Here is a 17,105-nt window from a genome sequence, read left to right as displayed (position 1 = left end):
CTTACTCGTATGCACTCATGTGCTCCGTGCCGTGGTTACGGAACCTCGACCCAGACCGCCTCGGAAGGCGTGCCCTGGTCGTCCGTCACGAACAGCATGTAGCTCCCGGAGGGCACCAGTGCGCGGTTCGCCGGGACGGTGACCGTGATGCCGTCGGCCGTCTTCTTGACGTCCAGCGCGATGCTGCGCTGGTCCATGTCCGTCATGTGCGTGACGGAGCTCGGCCGCATCAGCTTCGCCGTCTTGATCGACGACGCGTGCTGCGACTTGAAGGTGCCCGAGCCGCCCCGCGCGATCTTCTTCGGCCCGTCGGTGAGCTTGGGCCGCGAGTCGCGGTAGAGGTACGGCGGGGTGTAGATCTCGATGCGCTGCTCGAAGACGCCGGGCCGGGTGTTGGCCTTGTCCGAGTAGAGCGAGTCGGAACCCGCGATCATGACCCGTCCGTCGGGAAGCAGCACCGAACCCGAGTGGTAGTTGCGCCCCACGTTCGGGTCCGCGAGCCGCTTGAACTGGTTGGACTTCGGGTCGTACGTACGGGCCTCACGGATGTTGGAGTCGCTGCGCCCGCGGTAGTCCTCGGAGCCGCCGGTGACCAGCACCGTGTCGTCCGGCATCAGCGAGGCGCTGGGGTAGCGGGTGCCCTTGTCGAGCGAGGGCCCGTCCTTGAAGGCCGGGTTGGGCATCTTGGTGTCGACCAGCCGGGTCTTCTCGGAGGACTTCTCGGACTCGCCGACGCCGCCACCGCCGATGACCATGAACTTCTGGTCCTGCGCGGGCGGCAGCATGACCGACGCCGAGGTCTCCAGCTGGTCCGGGTCGCTCATGCCCGGGATCTTCTTGAAGTTGTTGTTGTCGATGTTCCAGATGCCGGGCTCGCGGCCGACGTCGGCCGGGCCGTAACCGGCGTTGGAGCCCGAGTAGAAGAGCTTGCCGTCGTCCAGCAGGAACAGCGACGGGTAGGTCGGCAGCCGCCGCTCGAAGCCCGTGTACTTCCAGGTCTTCGTCTTCGGGTTGTAGATCTCGTCCTTGCCCGGGACGATCTGGCCGATGTCGTCGAGACCGGACGTCGCCAGGACCTTGCCGTCCTTGAGCGTGGTCAGCGAGGGGTACCAGCGGGCCTCGTTCATCGGGTCGACGGTGATGTACTTCTCCGAGACCGGGTCGAACTCGTAGGCCTCCCGGATGCCCTGGAAGTCCTTCTTATCCAGGGCCAGCTTCTCGGCCACGCCGTAGGTGTTGCGGGCGTCGACGCCGGTCAGCGAGGGGATGGCGTAGTTGTCCTGGGCGCCCGTCTCGTACTGCTTGCCGGTCTGCTTGGCCTCGACGTAGATACGGCCGAGACCCGGGTCGTTGCGCAGGAACCGGCCGGTGTTCTTGTCGAAGACCTTCTTGGCCTTCTCGACCAGGACCGGGTCCTTGGTGACGTACGACTTGCCGTTCTTCTTGCCGGTGAAGACCGTGCCGGCGGGCAGCGTTATCGGCTTGTCCGGGTTCTCGTTGTGCACGACCATCAGGCCACCGGCCTTGGTGACGTCACCCTCGAGCTTCTCGTACTGCTTCGTACCGCCCGCGACCAGCAGCTTGCCGTCGGGCAGCTGCGTGTGACCCGAGCAGAACATGTCCTTCGGCGTCGGGATCTTCTTGAAGGTGTTGGCCTTCGGGTCCCAGAGGATCGACTCGAACTTCTTCGCGTCGAAGTTCTTCTGGTTGTTGCCGGAGCCCGCGATCATCAGCACCTTGCCGGTGTTCAGCAGCGCCGAGTGGATCGTGTTGATCTTCTTGTCCGTCGGGACGTCGAGGAAGTCCCAGTGGCCGTTCTCTGCCTTGTACTCAGGACGGTTGATCTTGTACTCGTGGTACTGCTCCGAACCGAAGCGGTACAGCGCCGGCCCGTTGAACGCCGCCAGAGCAACAACCACCGCGGCCGTGATCGACAGTCTTTTGGCCCGGCGGCTCGGACGGAAACTCATTTCTTACGTCCCCCAAGGGAAGAAATCTGCATGGTCTGATCGGCCGCGGCCCAGCTCGGCTTCTGCTGCGGGGCGTGGCCCTCGGGGTGCTGCCCGGGGTAGCCGGCCGGTGCGTCGTACTCCGGGGTACTGCCCGCGGAACCCGGTCCCTGCTGCGGGCCCGGCTTGCCCTTCTTCTTCTCGTCCCGCATGCCCAGCCGCCAGGCGATGATCGGCGCCGCCGTGACCAGCAGGGCGAGCGAGGCCCAGAGGACCATCGCGGGGTGCGAGTGGCCGAGGAAGTACGAGGCTGCGATGGACCCGCCGAAGATCACGATGAAGAACATGTGGATACGGAAGGTGCCGGTGAGCGTGTCCGGGCTGGACGAGTCGCCCTTGGGCGTCACGACGAAGCTGGACTTGCGGCGCAGCACGGCGTCCATCAGTGAGCGCGCGTAGATCGGTGCGGACATCGCGGACATCGCCATGCCGGCCAGACCGCCGGAGCCCTCGGGCTCGTGCGGCGAGACGTTGTGGCGGCGGTTCCAGATGTAGAGGCCGATCTGGAGCGCGGAGGCGTTGCCGTACAGCATCATCCAGATGACCGGGTCGATCTGGACACCCGAGGCGCCCATGCCCAGGAACAGCGCGCAGGAGAGCGCGGCCAGAATCCAGTTCATGGCGGACATCGGGTAGAAGATGATCATCATCGTGTAGTTGAACATCTTGCCGGGGGGCAGCGTGCCGAAGCCCCTCCAGTACTGCTTGAGGATCGTCTCGTACGTACCGCGCGACCAGCGGAGCTGCTGGGTGAAGAAGTCGGTCCAGGCGGTCGGGCCCTCGCCGACGGCCAGCACGTCCGGGGTGTAGACCGAGCGCCACTTCTTGCCGGTGGCCGGGTTCTTGGCGCGGTGGATCTCGAAGCCCGTCGCCATGTCCTCGGTGATCGAGTCGTACAGACCGCCGATCTGCTTCAGCGCCTTGATGCGGACCGCGTTGGACGTGCCCACGAACATGGGGGCGCCGTAGCGGTTGCCCGCGCGCTGGATCAGGGCGTGGAAGAGGAACTGCTGCGACTCGGCGGCCTTCGTGACGAAGGAGTCGTAGTTGCCGTAGACCTGCGGGCCGATGACGAAGCCGATGTTCGGGTCACGGAAGTAGCCGAGCATGCGCTCCAGGTAGTTCGGGAGCGGGATGTGGTCGGTGTCGACCGAGGCGAAGTAGTCGTAGTCGTCACCGTGCGCGTCCAGCCAGGCGTTGTAGTTGCCGTGCTTGGTCTTGGCGCGGTGGGCGCCCTTCTTCTGGTTCCACTTGGCGATGCCCTTGCGGGAGAAGTGGTGGACGCCGAGACGGGCGCAGACCTCCTTGACGGCCGGGTCGTCGCCCTCGTCGAGCAGCCAGATGTGCAGCAGGCCCCGGTGGCGGATCTTGACGGCCGCCTCCAGGGTCTTGGTGACCATCTCCAGCGGCTCCTTGCCGGGCACGAAGGAGGTCATGAAGGCGACCCGGGTGCCGGTCTCGGGGACGACCGGGATCGGGTCGCGCGCGACGAGCGTGGCGTGCGCGTTGGAGAGCACGTTCAGGGTGCGGAAGAGCTCGATGAGACCGATCGACACCAGCATGACGACGTCGAGCGCACGCAGGAGGTCGTCCTGGAGGTTCGGGTCGCGGTCGGTCCAGTGGCTCGGCTGCATCAGCCAGACGAACAGGGCCAGCGAGAGCAGCGGTGCGGCACCGAGCAGCAGGGCCGCCCGGATGCGGTGCGTCTCCTGGGAGATCAGCGACCGGTACTGGACCTTGTACGGCTTACTGGGGTCCGGCTGGGTCAGCGGACCGGCCAGCCGGCTGTAGTGCTCGTAGTCGTACTTGGGCAGCGCCTTCTGCTTTCGGCGGCCCGGACCCTCGGAACCCAGCTGCGGGGGGACCCGGAGCTGCGTCGTCTGGGTGGGGTCATGGGTAGGGTCGTGGTACTGCCCGGCGCCGCTCGGCGTCGACGTCATGAGTCATCCCCCCGCACGCAAGGCTGGCTGCGTGTGTTCGTAGGTCTGGTCGCTCGCTGGCGGTCCCCCTCGACCGTCCCGAACGCATCATTGGTCGGCCCGCCATCACCACAGACACAGGACGGCAACCTTCCGGTTGCATGATGCCCGCCCCGATATCCATCGGCGATAGGGGCCCCCACCCCGTGGGGTGCTGATGCACCCCGCATGGCCCGGCCGTCTCCCCGTCGGCCGTCCGAGCCTCAACTCGTCGAACCGTCCGCCCCATTGGAGCCACGGGCTCCAGGATAGGTTCCCCGACTCTTCATGTGATCGCAAGGGTCGCTGATCGCAGGGGAGCCGGAGTCCCGGGGCGGTTCCGGGGAGGGCCCGGAACCGTGGGAATGACCGAGACCCTCCCACCGGTGGTGGAAGGGTCTCGGTTGCGCGTGCGCCGCCAGGGACTCGAACCCCGGACCCGCTGATTAAGAGTCAGCTGCTCTAACCAACTGAGCTAGCGGCGCCTGCTGACTCGGAGAACTCTACCGGATGCTCAGGAGTAGTTTGAACCAACAAGCGTCCGTGATGTCTGTTTGATTATCATTCGCACCGTCAAGATGCGTTATGTCCGGGCAGTTGGGACACTGTGCCCGTGATCCAGTTCCAGGAGATTCAGCCCGCAGCCGACTGCCCCTGCGCCGGATGCGCCGCCCAGCGCCGGGTCCGCAGAACGAGGTCTCTTCCGGTGCGTGACGGAGGTCACGCGGCGGCGCACGGCGCACGGCGGGCCGTACTGCTGGTCACCGCCGCCGGGATGGTGCTGGGCGGCGGGGGAACGGCCGGGGCGGCGGACCACGCCCCGGAGGGGGAGCGCCGCCACGATCACGGTGCCCGTCACTGGCTCGAAGTGCGCATCGAAGTACGTACAGAGGGTGAAGAGGAGGAGGTCGGGGGAGAGGAGCAGCTGGACGCTCCGGCTCCGCAGGGGCAGACCGCTCCGCTGCACGGGCGCCCCGTGGCTCCCGCAGGATCGGGCGCGACAGGTGCGCCGGGGCCAGGCGGGGTCGCCGCGGAGCCGAAGCTCAAGCCGGCCTCCCGGGCCGACATCATCAACCGGGCCAAGAAGTGGGTCGCGGCCGGCGTCCCGTACAGCATGGACAAGTTCTGGACGGACGGATACCGGCAGGACTGCTCCGGGTACGTCTCGATGGCCTGGGGGCTCAGTGGCAACGAGTGGACCGGCAGCCTCGCCGACTACGGGGTGAAGGTGAGCCGCGACCAGCTGGAGCCCGGCGACATCCTCCTCTTCCACAACGCGGCCGACCCGCACGACGGCTCGCACGTGACGATCTTCGGCGGCTGGACGGACTACACCCGCGGCCACTACCTCGCGTACGAGCAGACCCGGCCGAAGACCCGCAGGCAGGCCACCCCGATCGGCTACTGGAACAACGCCGACCGCTATGTGGGGTACCGGTACCGGGGCCTCGTCGGCGGCGCCGTCGTCCAGGGTGCGCCGGGTGCGTCGGTGTTCCCGGGGGCGCGGCACTTCCGGCCGGGGCAGGCCAGTACGTACGTGGAGAAGCTGGGGCGCCAGCTCGTGCGGCGAGGGTTCGGCAAGCACTACACCGTGGGGCCAGGACCGCGCTGGAGCGAGGCGGACCGGCGCAACGTCGAGGCGTTCCAGCAGGCCCAGGGCTGGCGGGGCAAGGCGGCGGACGGCTATCCGGGTCCTGAGACATGGCGCCGGCTGTTCACGACCGGAACGACGGAGGGGAACCAGTGAGGAACGACCCCGTAGTAATCCCCGTGCATCTCCTCTACCGCGACGAGGCCGGGGGCTCCGCGGTGCCGTCCGTGCCCTCCGGGGCGACCGTCGTCGGGCGGCGCAGGGGGACGGGCGAGCAGCGGAAGGTGGTCGTCCCCGAACCGGCCCCCGTCGCGCAGGCCCCCCTCGCGCAGGCCCCCCTCGCGCAGACGTCCGTCGCGCAGGGTCCCGTCGAGCGGCCCGGTCCTTCCGGCCCCGGCTGGGCGGCGGTGGCCGCCGGGCTCGCCGCGGTGGCCGGGTGCGGTTCGGTGCTGTGGTGGGTGGGCCTCGTACCGGGTCCGCTGCGGGTACTGCTCGGGCTGCCGGCGCGTACGTACGACGGGATCGGGACCGCGGGATGGGGTGCGCTCGCCGCTCTGGCGGCGGTGGGGCTGTGCGCGTTCGGCGGTCTGACGCGGGGGCGGGAGGGGTACGCGTCGGTGCTCACGCTCTTCGGGGCGTACCGGGGGAGCGTGCGGCGGACGGGTCTGGTGTGGCTGAGCCCGCTGCTGGTGCGCCGGCGGGTGGACGTACGGCTGAAGCACTGGCGGAGCGAGCCGCTGCCGGCCGTGGACCGGAACGGGATCGCGCTGCGGGTGGTCGTCCTCGTGGTGTGGCGGGTCGCGGACACGGCGCGGGCGACGCTCACGGTGGCCGACCACACGGGGTATCTGCGCGGACAGGTCGAGGCGGGTCTCGCACGGGTGCCGGTGGACGCGCCGTCCGCCGCGGCGGCGGTCGGGGACGCGCTGACCCGGCAGGTGGCGGCGCGGTCGGCGGCGGCCGGCATCGAGGTCTTCTCGGTGCAGCCGGTACGGATCGACTACGCGCCCGAGGTCGCCGAGGCGATGCGTCACAGGAACGTCGCCGCACTGGACGCCAAGGACCGGGACCGGGCACTGGCCTCGGTGGTCGACGCGGTGGAGGACACGGTGCGCAGGCTGACCGCGCGGGGCCTGGTCGGGGAGCTGGACGACTACGAACGCAAGGCGTTGGTAAGGGAGTTGACGGTTGCGTACCTCGGGGGGAGGTGAATTTCTTAAGTCCTCTTAACTTTGGACATTGGTCTGGACATGTTCAACTGCCGTCCCTACATTGAGTCTTGGTCTAGACCGGAAGTTCTGCTTCATCTCTTTACCCGCACGCCCTACCCAGGCGTGTGTGCGCCGGCACAGCTCGCAGTTCGACGAACGAACTTCCCCCACGTTCTCCTGGAGCCAAGCATGCAGAAGAAGGCAATGAGTGCTGCCGTCCTCGGCCTCGCGATAGCGGGCAGCACCGTACTCGCCACCGGCAGCGCCAGCAGCCACGGCTACACCGATTCCCCGATCAGCCGCCAGAAGCTCTGCGCCAACGGCACCGTCACCGGCTGCGGTTCCATCCAGTGGGAGCCACAGAGCGTCGAGGGCCCCAAGGGCTTCCCGGCGGCCGGACCCGCCGACGGCAGGATATGTTCCGGCGGCAACGGCGGCTTCGCGCAGCTCGACGATCCGCGTGGCGGCAACTGGCCTGCCACGCAGGTGAGTTCGGGCCAGAGCTACTCGTTCCGCTGGCAGTTCACCGCACGCCACCGCACATCGGACTTCCGGTACTACATCACCAAGCAGGGCTGGGACCCGACCAAGCCGCTCACCCGGGCCTCGCTCGACCCGCAGCCGTTCCTGAACGTGCCGTACGGCGGCCAGCAGCCGCCCGCGACGCTGACCCACCAGGGAACGATGCCCACGGGCAAGTCCGGCAAGCACATCGTGCTCGCGGTGTGGAACGTCTACGACACGGCCAACGCGTTCTACGCCTGCTCGGACGTCAAGTTCTGATCCGCCTCCCCTTCCCCCCTTTCCCCTTCCCCTGAGTTGAGCCGCCCCGACGCCTGCGGGGCGGCTCACGCCGTATGGGGGAGTCGCCTTTCGCGTTGACGTCCCGGACCGCGGCTGCTTCCCGTGCGTCCAGATGTACGACGAGGACCTGAAGTGGTTCGGCGCCCGGCTCAAAGAACTGAACGGGATGCTCGCCAAGGGCTGAGCGCTCCGCCTGAGCCGGCCCCTCCGCCTGAGCCGGCCCCTCCGCCTGAGCCGGCCCCTCCGCCGGATTGGCCGCGATGCGCCGTCGGCCGGCTGTGGCGCCGTCGTGGCTGGTCGCGCAGTTCCCCGCGCCCCTATGGGGTGCTACCGAAAGGTCAACAGGCGTTGCGGGAGCGTGAATTGTCGGCCGGAATGTGACGGGGAGTGCGTGCCGCCGTGGACGGGGCGGGGCGGTCGACGGTTTGCTGGTGGGGTTCAGGCACACACATGAGAACCCAGGGGGAGCACCTTGCCGTCCATGCCGCGCCGCACCTTCCTTCAGGCCACCACCGTCACGGCCGCCTCCCTCGCCGTGGGCGGCGGGGCGACGGCTCAGGCCCAGGCGGCCCCCGCCGTCCCCGTCCCCGTCCCCGGTGCTCCCGCCGCCGCCCCCGGCAAGCGGCTGCTGCGCCTGAGGACCGCCACCAACGGTGCGGGCAGTGGCCACGCCGGCCGCTACGTCGCCGAGGTCCACAACGTCCTGTGGTCCTTCGGCGAGGACGGCAGACCCGCCACCGCCCTGACCCCGCCCGACCTCGAACCCAACCGGCCCGTCCTGTCGCCCGACGGCCGCCAGGTAGCGATGGCCGCCTTCCGGGGCGGCCAGTTCCACCTGTGGGTGATGAACACGGACGGCTCGGGGCTGCGCCGCCTCACCGACGGCGCGTGGGACGACCGGGCCCCCGCCTGGTCGCCGGACGGCACCCGCCTCGCGTTCTCCTCCGAGCGCGGCGGCGACCCGGTCAAGGGCAGCCCGTACCGCATCTGGACCGTCGAGGTGCGCAGCGGGAAACTGGTCCAACTCACCGGCCTGGCAGGCCAGTCGGGCCCCGGAAAGGCGACCGGCTGGGAGGACTTCGACCCCACCTGGAGCGCCGACGGCAGCCGGGTCCTGTTCGTCAGGGGCACCGTCGAGGGCGCCGCCCTCAAGGCCCGTACGATCGCCGCCGTCGCCGCGGGCGGAAGCGGCCCCGTCACCGTCGTCCACACCGAACCGGACACCGCCCCGCCCGGCGGGCTCCTCGCCCCCGCCGTCTCCCCGGCCGGCCGCACCGCCTGGCTGCGCACCACGGCAACGGGCCAGCGGTACGAACCCGTCTCGCTGGTCGTCGACGGCACACCCGCCCCGGTCGACGGCTCGCTCGCCGACTCGCCGCCGCGCTGGCTCGACGACGAGCGGATGCTCGTCACCCTCGACGGCCACTTCCAGATCGTCCGCCCGCACCGCGCGACCACCGGGCAGGTCGTCGCCTTCGACGCGACGTTGCCGGTCGAGCGGCCCTCGTACCGGGTCAAGAGTTACGAACTGGAGCCGCGGCGGACCCGCAGGGTGCGCGGCATCCAGCAGCCGGTGCTCGCCCCCGACGGCCGCTCCTTCGCGTTCGTCGCCCTCAACTCCCTCTGGATCCAGTCGACTTCGGGTCACTTGGCACCGAAGTGCGTAGTCCGGGGAACGCCGACCAGCTACCTCCAGGGCCCCTCCTTCAGCCGCGACGGACGCTGGCTGCTGTACGTCGACGACCGCGAGGGCCTGAACGGGGTGTACCGCCACGAACTCGCCACCGGCAAGAACGAGTTGCTGGCGGGCGGCGGACGCACCCACCCCGCGCTGTCCCCGGACGGCACCCGGCTGGCCTGCATCGACATGGCGGGAGGTCTGGTCGTACGGGACCTGGCCCCGGGGACCGAGAAGGTGCTCGCCGCCCCGCTCGGCGGCGGCGGACTGCCCGGCCCGCCGAGCTGGTCCCCGGACGGCCGCCACCTCGCCTACTGCGACCGCAACCGGCTCAACTTCCGTTACCGCGAGGGCTACAACCTCATCCGGACCGTCGACACGGTCACCGGCGCCACGGCCCTGCACGCCCTCGCCCCGTTCGCCTCCCTCTCCGACCGGTACGCGTCGGGGCCCGCCTGGTCGCCGGACGGGAAGTGGCTCGCGTGCGTCAGTGAGTCCGCACTGTGGGCGCTGCCGGTCGGGGGCGACGGCAGCCCGGCGGGCGAGGCCCGGAAGCTCTCCACGTTGGGCGCGGACCACCCGAGTTGGGCGGCGGACTCGCGGACGCTGCTCTACCTGGCGGAGGGGAAGGTACGGCTGACCACCCTCGACGGGACGGGTCCCGGACGGGAGATCCCCGTCCGCCTCGACCGCCGCCGTTCCACCCCCGTCGACACCGTCGTCCACGCGGGTCGTCTCTGGGACGGCACCGCCGTCGACGGTCGGCTCCGCACCGACGTCGACATCCTGATCCGGGACGGCCGCATCACCGGCATCGAACCGCACCGGGCCGGACGGCGCGCCGCCCGCCACGTCGACGCCTCCCGGCAGACCGTCCTGCCCGGCCTCTGGGACGCACACACCCACCCCTGGCAGTACACCTACGGCGCCCGCCAGACCTCGCTCTCCCTCGCGTACGGCATCACCACCACCGTCTCGCTCGCCGGGTTCAGCTACGAACAGGCCCGCATCCGGGAGGCCGTCGTCTCCGGGCAGCTCGCCGGACCCCGACTGCTCACCACCGGCGAACTCCTCGACGGGTCCCGCGTCGCCTACAGCATGGGCCGCGCCCACCGCACCGAGGAGGGCCTGCGGCGCTCGCTCGCCCGCGGGGCGGCCCTGGACTGGGACTTCGTCAAGACGTACGTACGCGCCCCGATGGCGTACATGGAACAGGCCGCCCGCTTTGGCCACGACCGGCTCGGCGTCCTCTCCGGCTCGCACCTCGTCTCGCAGGGCCTGCAGAGCGGCCAGGACCTGACCAGCCACCTCGTCGCCACCGAGCGCGCCGACCGCGGACACGGCGCCACCAGCGAGGGCTTCACCTACCAGGACACCATCGACCACTACGCGCGCGGCGGCCTGAACCTCCTCGCCACCCCCTTCGTCGCCTCCCCCCTCCTCGGCGACTTCCCCGAACTGGCCGACGACCCGCGGGTGACGGCGATGATGCCGCCCTGGGACGCGGAGAAGGTCCGCGCGGCAGCCGCCAAGTCCCCGACCGCCACCGAACGGCTGGCGCTGCGGCGCGAGATGGGCACGTACCGGAAGCTGGTGGACGACGGCGGCCGCATGACGATCGGCACGGACACCCCGATCACCCCGGTCGGCCTGACCCTGCACCTGGTGCTGCGGGCGATGGTACGAAGCGGCTTCACGACGGCCCAGGCCCTGCACTCGGTCACCACCTCACCCGCCGAACTCTTCGGCGTACAGGGAGAGTTGGGCACGGTCGAACGCGGAAAGATCGCCGACCTGACCCTCGTCGACGGCAATCCGCTCGCCGACTTCGAGGACCTGGTGAAGGTGAGCGGCGTGCTGGTGGGAGGGCGCGTGCACGAACGGGCGGGGCTGGAGGCCGCGTACGGGAAGAAGGCCCCGACCCGGCTGCGGAGCGGCGCTCAAGGCGGCGACTGGGCGGCCGTCACGGCACTGATGCGCGAGGGGGACTGCTGCTGAGCGCTAGGGCCTGTCCGGCGGATCTTGCCGCGGTCGCGTGCCCTGGCACGCACATCTGCCGCGTTGTCGTCAATCGACGACGCTCCGCGTCGCCTCAATCCTCCGCCTTGCAGCTGCACGCACCATGCCCCGCTCAGCGGTAGTGAAAGGGCAAGGTCACTCCCATGCGGCCTGATCCGCCGGACAGGCCCTAGCCCGGGACGTGGGTGCTTCGACCTGCGGCTTCGTCGTGGCTGGTCGCGCCCACGCGGCGGAGCCGCGAATCGATACAGCCCCGCGCCCCTCAGAGGGGCGGCAGCGGGTCGTCGCGCAGGATCGCGTACCGGACGATGTCCCGCCACGCCCCCGCCCGGAAGGTACGCCCGCGCATCACGCCCTCCTGGGTGAAGCCGCACTTCTCCAGGGCGCGCCGCTCCGCGACGTTGTCCGCCTCGGTGTCCGCCTCGATCCGGGACACCGGGGTGGTGTGCCGCGGACGACGACGCTGGTGCCCGCGTCGTTCAGCAGCCGGTTCTCCTCCCAGCCCCGCCGGGGTGGGGTCGCTGGTCATCCGAGTGAGGGTAGTGACGGTCGCCCGCCCGCGACAAGGGGCGGACAGGGCCGGCAGGTACGGTTTTCGGCGTGAAGATCCTCGTCACCGGCGGCGCCGGTTTCATCGGTTCGTCGTACGTTCGCATGCTCCTCGACGGCAGCCTGCCCGGCCAAGAGCACGCCCGGGTGACCGTCCTCGACCTGCTCACCTACGCCGGGAGCACCGACAACCTGCCCCTGAACCACCCCCGCCTGCGCTTCGTCCACGGCGACGTCTGCGACCTGCCGCTGCTCCTTGAGCTGCTGCCGGGTCACGACGCCGTCGTGCACTTCGCCGCCGAATCGCACGTCGACCGGTCCATCGCCGGCGCGGGCGCCTTCGTCCGTACGAACGTGGAGGGCACCCAGAGCCTCCTCGAAGCGTGTGTGCAGACCGGCGTCGGCCCGGTCGTCCAGGTCTCGACCGACGAGGTCTACGGTTCGATCGCCGAGGGAGCCTGGACGGAGGACTCCCCGCTAGCACCGAACTCCCCGTACGCCGCGTCCAAGGCGTCCGCCGACCTGATCGCCCGCTCCTACTGGCGCACCCACGGCCTGGATGTCCGCATCACCCGCTGCTCCAACAACTACGGCCCCCGCCAGCACGCGGAAAAGCTGATCCCGCGCTTCACCACCCGGCTCCTGGCCGGCCTGCCCGTCCCCGTGTACGGCGCGGGGGAGAACGTCCGCGAATGGCTGCACGTCGAGGACCACTGCCGCGCCGTCCACCTGGTCCTCACCAAGGGCACGGCCGGCCGGATCTACCACGTCGGCACCGGGAACGCCCTCACCAACCTCCAACTGACGCAGATCCTGCTGGAGTTGACGGGTGCCTCGGCGGACCTGGTGGAGCACGTCGCCGACCGCAAGGGCCACGATCTGCGGTACGCGCTGGACGACACCCGCATCCGCGAGGAGCTGGGGTACGCGCCACAGGTGCCGTTCGCGCGGGGGCTGGCGGAGACGGTGGAGTGGTACCGGAGGGCCGGGCGCGAAGAACGTGGCGGGGAATGAGGAAGGCCCCCCGGGCTTTCGCTCGGGGGGCCTTCCTTCGTCTGTGCGCCGCCAGGGACTCGAACCCCGGACCCGCTGATTAAGAGTCAGCTGCTCTAACCAACTGAGCTAGCGGCGCTTGACTCGTAAATCGTACCTGGTCCGAGGGGGTGCTCGCGACCAGCACGGGTGGTAGCCGGGCAGGCACGAGAGGTAGTCGGGGCCGTTACAGCGAGAGCGACAGTGCCATCGGGGTGGCCCGCCGGTTGAGTGCGTCCGCCGCCTGCCGCAGCCGGTGCGCGTGCTCGACCGGCAGCGACAGGGCCAGGCAGCCCACGGCCGCCCCCGCCGTCAGCGGCACGGCCGCGCAGACCGTCCCGAGCGCGTACTCCTGGAGGTCGAGGACCGGGACGGTCGGCGGCTGGCTGTCCAGCTTGGAGAACAGCACCCGCTCGCTGGTGATCGTCCGCGAGGTCAGCCGTGCGGTTTTGTGCCGGGAGAGGTGGTCCCGGCGCCCGTCTCTGTCGAGCTGGGTGAGCAGGCACTTTCCGACCGCGCTGGCGTGTGCGGAGGAGCGGAAGTCGACCCACTCGTTGACCTTCGGGGTCAGCGGGCCCTCGGCGACCCGGGTCACCTTGATCTCGCCGTCCACGTACCGGCCGAGGTAGATCGCGGCGCCGACCGAGTCCCGCAGCTGGTCCAGGGTCTGCTGGAGGCGCAGCTCGACCAGCTCGCGGCGGGTGGTGCCGGGCGCCCCGACGAGGTCCAGCGCCTCACCCGCCACATACGCGCCGTCGGCGATCTGCTCCACGTACCCCTCGCGGCGCAGCATCAGCAGCAGTGGGCGCAGTTCGGCGGGGGAGAGACGGGTCTCGCGGGTGAGCTGGGTGTCGGTGACGCCGTCACTGTGCCGGGACACCGACTCCAGCACGCGCAGGGCGTGCTGCACCGAGTGCTGCGGCCGGCGTGGCTGTGGTGGCTGTGGCGTGGTCGGCTCGGGCTTCAGCGCCACGGTTTCCCCTTAGCTCTGCTGCTCTGCGTGTGCTGCTCTGTGTGGTCGGTTCTGTGTGGTCGTTTCTGCGTCGTCAAGCCACGATAGCCGTCAACCCCCGCCCGCGGGGCGGGGGTTGACAAATGAGTTCGCGCGGGCATTCGGCCCGATCCCCGTGAGCTGGGCCTGTACACCTCCGGCATATGCCAGAGGCATGCTCAGATCACCACGCCCGGACGCTTCGGATCACCGCGCCCGGAAGCTTCGGACCACCGTGCCCGGACGCTTCAGAGAACCGCGCCGAGGAACTCCCGGGTGCGCTCGTGCTCCGGGTCGCCGAAGATCTTCTCCGGCGGCCCCGACTCGATGACCCGCCCGGAGTCGAACATCAGGACGTCGTCCGAGATGTCCCGGGCGAAGTTCATCTCGTGCGTCACGCAGAGCATGGTGATGTCGGTCGTACGGGCGATGTCGCGCAGCACGTCCAGTACGCCCGCCACCAGCTCCGGGTCGAGCGCCGAGGTCACCTCGTCGAGCAGCAGCACCTGCGGCCGCATGGCCAGTGCCCGCGCGATCGCCACCCGCTGCTGCTGCCCGCCGGACAGCTGCGTCGGCTTGGCGTCGACCCGGTCGCCGAGCCCGACCAGGTCGAGTAGGTCGCGGGCCCGCTGCTCGGCCTCGTCCTTGGACAGGCCCAGGACGCGGACCGGCGCCTCGGTGATGTTGCGCAGCACGGACATGTTCGGGAAGAGGTTGAACTGCTGGAACACCATCCCGATGTTCTTGCGCACTTCCCGCAGCTGCTTCTCGCCCCGCGAGGGGAAGAGCTGCTGGCCATTGACGTGGATCGTGCCCTCCTCGGGCTTCATCAGCGTCATCAGCAGCCGCAGGATGGTGGTCTTGCCGGACCCGGAGGGCCCGATCAGGGTCACGTGCTTGCCCGGCTTGACCGAGAAGCACAGGTTGTCCAGGACGGTGTTCTTCCCGAACCGCTTGGTGACGTTGTTGAACTTGATCAGCTCGTCGGCAGCGGCCGGGGCCTGGAGGGAATCAGCGGTTTCAGCGGACAAGACGACGCTCCAGGGCTCGCAGCAGAAGGGACGCCGGGTAGGCGATGAGGATGAAGGCGATGCCGACGACGGTCAGCGGCTCGGTGTACTGGAAGGTCGCCGCGCTCTCCAGGCGCGCCTGCTGGAGCATCTCCAGCACGCTGATGCCGGCCAGCAGGGGCGTGTCCTTCAGCATCGAGACGACGTAGTTGCCGAGCGCGGGCACGATGCGCCGGATCGCCTGCGGGAGGATCACCGCGAACCAGGTGCGGTGCAGGGGCAGGCTGAGCGCGGTCGCCGCCTCCCACTGGCCGACCGGTACGGCGTCGATGCCCGCCTTGTAGACCTGTGCGGTGTACGTCGAGTAGTGCAGCCCGATCGCGACGGTGCCGGTGGTGAGCGCCGAGAACTGGATCCCCCACTCCGGCAGCACGAAGAACAGGAAGAACAGCTGCACAAGGAGGGGGGTGTTGCGGATGAACTCGGTGACGATGTTCACCGGCCACCGTACGAAGCGCGAGGCCGAGCGCAGCCCGAAGGCCCACACCAGACCGAGCGAGAACGAGAGCAGCGAGCCGAGTGCCAGCACCTGGAGGGTGACCAGCACCCCGTCCCAGAAGCGCGGCATGAAGTCCGCGACGGCGGACCAGTCCCAGTTGCTCATCGCGTCCCCCCGGAGATCTGCGCCTTCACGTCAATCCCGATCCCGGCCTTGGTCCTGCGCTCCAGCGCCTTCATGCCGCGCGTCAGGACGAACGCGATCACGAAGTAGATGACGAGGGTGATCGAGTAGATCTGCGCGCTCTCCTGGGTGGCGAGCCGCACCAGGTACGCGGCGAACGACACGTCGCCGATGCCGAGCAGCGACACCAGGGCGGTGCCCTTCAACAGCTCGATCAAGAGGTTGTTGAACGGCGGGATCATCTCCGGCACCGCCTGCGGCAACAGGATCAGCCGCATCCGCTGCCACGGTGTGAAGCTCAGCGCGACCCCCGCCTCGCGCTGCGCCGGGGTGACCGAGGCGAGCGCACCGCGCACGACCTCCGCACCGTACGCACCGTACGAAAGACCCAGTGCGAGCACGGCGGCCCACAGGGGCACGAACGCCCACCCGATGAGTCCCGGCACCACGAAGAACAGCCAGAACATCAGCACCAGGGCCGAGGTCCCCCGGAACACCTCGGTGTAGACACCCGCCAGGAAGCGAACGATCCACAGCCGGTTGGTCCGCGCGATCCCGATCACGAAGGCGACGAAACCCGCCAACAGGGCCGAGTAAACGGTGAGTTGAACGGTCGTCCAGATCCCCGGCAGAATCCAGTGCTGCCACAGCCCCGCGCTCATCGGCACAGCTCCTTGGCCGTCAGCGTCGTCATCTCCGCCTTCGTGAAGCCGAACGGCTGGACGATCCGGAAGAGCTCGCCGCTCTTCTTCATCTTGTGGATCTCCACGTTGAAGGCGTCGCGCAGCTCGGCGTCCAGAGCGCGGAAGGCGAAGCCGCCGCCGTCGATCTTCTTCTTGCCGTCCACCACCGGCGCGAACGGCGCGGTGGCCTCCGCCTTCCGGCTCTTGCGCACCACTTCGCGCCCGGTGAGCGCGGTACCGGCGAAGACGTCGACCCGCCCCGACTCCACGGCGTTCAGCCCGGCCACCGGGTCCTGGAGGATCACCAGTTCCTTCTCCGGGATGCCGGCGGCTATCGCGTACTCGATCTCCGCGTATCCGCTGCCGGTGGCCATCTTCGCGCCGGACTTCTTGATGTCCTGGTACGAGTTGAGCTTCTTCGGGTTGCCCTTCGGCACGATGAAGGAGTCCAGCATCTGATACTCCGGGTCGGCAAAGATGACCTGTGCGCACCGCTCCTTGTTGATGTACATACCGGCGGAAACGACGTCGAACTGCTGGGAGTTGAGCCCGGGAATCAGCGACGAGAAGTCCGTCGCGACCGGCTGCACCTTCCCGATGCCGAGCCGCTTGAAGATCACCTTCGCGAGCTCGACCGCCTCGCCGGTGAAGTTCCCCCGGTCGTCGATGAAGCCGTACGGCGCCTCACCGGCGATTCCCATCCGCACGATGCCCTGTGACTTCAGCCGGGCGAGCGTGTCCCCGGTCGGCACCTTGCTGCAGCCCGCGACCCCGAGCGCCCCCGCAGCGCCCAGCGCCGCACCGCCCGCCAACAGGGCACGCCTCGACACCGGCCTTCGTCTTTTGCTCTCTTCACTTCTCGTAGGAGCCATGGGCGCGCGGCTACCC

At 69.5% G+C, this 17,105-nt stretch carries 13 protein-coding genes and 2 tRNA genes; 5 read left to right on the top strand and 10 right to left on the bottom strand.

Features of this window, described 5'->3' with window-relative positions:
• Positions 1–35: 35 nt before the first annotated feature.
• The 3 genes from AB0D18_RS02870 to AB0D18_RS02860 form a co-directional block, all read right to left on the bottom strand.
• The gene (locus AB0D18_RS02870) at positions 36–1,970 is read right to left on the bottom strand and encodes a kelch motif-containing protein (RefSeq protein ID WP_362411624.1); all 1,935 of its coding nucleotides are present in this window, start codon (positions 1,968–1,970) and stop codon (positions 36–38) included.
• Positions 1,967–3,949 (bottom strand): cellulose synthase catalytic subunit, encoded by a 1,983-nt coding sequence (locus AB0D18_RS02865; protein ID WP_362411621.1) that lies wholly within the window; start codon positions 3,947–3,949, stop codon positions 1,967–1,969. Before AB0D18_RS02865 ends, AB0D18_RS02870 begins: the two co-directional genes overlap by 4 nt.
• A 429-nt stretch (positions 3,950–4,378) precedes the next feature.
• Positions 4,379–4,452, bottom strand: a tRNA-Lys gene (locus AB0D18_RS02860).
• A 122-nt stretch (positions 4,453–4,574) separates the two neighbouring features.
• Here AB0D18_RS02860 and AB0D18_RS02855 point away from each other — a divergent pair.
• From AB0D18_RS02855 to AB0D18_RS02840, 4 genes are all read left to right on the top strand, one after another.
• Positions 4,575–5,714 carry a peptidoglycan-binding protein gene (locus tag AB0D18_RS02855; RefSeq protein ID WP_362411618.1) on the top strand — a complete coding sequence of 380 codons (1,140 nt, stop codon included), beginning with the start codon at positions 4,575–4,577 and terminating at the stop codon, positions 5,712–5,714.
• Positions 5,711–6,769 (top strand): SPFH domain-containing protein, encoded by a 1,059-nt coding sequence (locus tag AB0D18_RS02850; RefSeq protein WP_362411615.1) that lies wholly within the window; start codon positions 5,711–5,713, stop codon positions 6,767–6,769. The genes AB0D18_RS02855 and AB0D18_RS02850 overlap by 4 nt, the downstream gene beginning before the upstream one ends.
• Before the next feature lie 189 nt (positions 6,770–6,958).
• Positions 6,959–7,552, top strand: a complete 594-nt coding sequence (locus AB0D18_RS02845) for a lytic polysaccharide monooxygenase (RefSeq protein ID WP_362411613.1) — start codon at positions 6,959–6,961, stop codon at positions 7,550–7,552.
• 502 nt (positions 7,553–8,054) lie between these two features.
• Positions 8,055–11,249: an amidohydrolase family protein gene (locus tag AB0D18_RS02840; protein WP_362411610.1), complete on the top strand. Its 3,195-nt coding sequence runs from the start codon at positions 8,055–8,057 to the stop codon at positions 11,247–11,249.
• 283 nt (positions 11,250–11,532) lie between these two features.
• Here AB0D18_RS02840 and AB0D18_RS02835 read toward each other — a convergent pair whose 3' ends face one another.
• A complete protein-coding gene (locus tag AB0D18_RS02835; protein ID WP_362411607.1) occupies positions 11,533–11,799 on the bottom strand; it encodes a GNAT family protein in 267 nt (88 codons plus the stop codon).
• Positions 11,800–11,870: 71 nt separating this feature from the next.
• Here AB0D18_RS02835 and rfbB point away from each other — a divergent pair, with 71 nt between their 5' ends.
• Entirely contained in the window at positions 11,871–12,833 is a 963-nt protein-coding gene (gene rfbB / locus AB0D18_RS02830; protein WP_362411604.1) for a dTDP-glucose 4,6-dehydratase, read from the top strand.
• 44 nt (positions 12,834–12,877) lie between these two features.
• Here rfbB and AB0D18_RS02825 read toward each other — a convergent pair.
• From AB0D18_RS02825 to ehuB, 6 genes are all read right to left on the bottom strand, one after another.
• Positions 12,878–12,951: transfer RNA gene (locus AB0D18_RS02825), tRNA-Lys, on the bottom strand.
• 87 nt (positions 12,952–13,038) lie between these two features.
• The gene (locus AB0D18_RS02820; protein WP_362412142.1) at positions 13,039–13,818 is read right to left on the bottom strand and encodes an IclR family transcriptional regulator C-terminal domain-containing protein; all 780 of its coding nucleotides are present in this window, start codon (positions 13,816–13,818) and stop codon (positions 13,039–13,041) included.
• Positions 13,819–14,090: 272 nt separating this feature from the next.
• Positions 14,091–14,873, bottom strand: a complete 783-nt coding sequence (ehuA, locus tag AB0D18_RS02815; protein WP_362411601.1) for an ectoine/hydroxyectoine ABC transporter ATP-binding protein EhuA — start codon at positions 14,871–14,873, stop codon at positions 14,091–14,093.
• Complete coding sequence (gene ehuD / locus AB0D18_RS02810) at positions 14,863–15,516, bottom strand: ectoine/hydroxyectoine ABC transporter permease subunit EhuD (protein WP_362411598.1); 654 nt, start codon at positions 15,514–15,516, stop codon at positions 14,863–14,865. The genes ehuA and ehuD overlap by 11 nt, the downstream gene beginning before the upstream one ends.
• A complete protein-coding gene (ehuC, locus tag AB0D18_RS02805) occupies positions 15,513–16,196 on the bottom strand; it encodes an ectoine/hydroxyectoine ABC transporter permease subunit EhuC (RefSeq protein WP_362411595.1) in 684 nt (227 codons plus the stop codon). The genes ehuD and ehuC overlap by 4 nt, the downstream gene beginning before the upstream one ends.
• Positions 16,193–17,089 carry an ectoine/hydroxyectoine ABC transporter substrate-binding protein EhuB gene (gene ehuB, locus AB0D18_RS02800; protein ID WP_362411592.1) on the bottom strand — a complete coding sequence of 299 codons (897 nt, stop codon included), beginning with the start codon at positions 17,087–17,089 and terminating at the stop codon, positions 16,193–16,195. The genes ehuC and ehuB overlap by 4 nt, the downstream gene beginning before the upstream one ends.
• Between the last annotated feature and the right edge of the window lie 16 nt (positions 17,090–17,105).

It is taken from the genome of Streptomyces sp. NPDC048442 (genome assembly GCF_040651475.1).
Taxonomy (GTDB): Bacteria; Actinomycetota; Actinomycetes; order Streptomycetales; family Streptomycetaceae; genus Streptomyces.
This window is presented reverse-complemented; position numbering and strand designations above follow the sequence as displayed.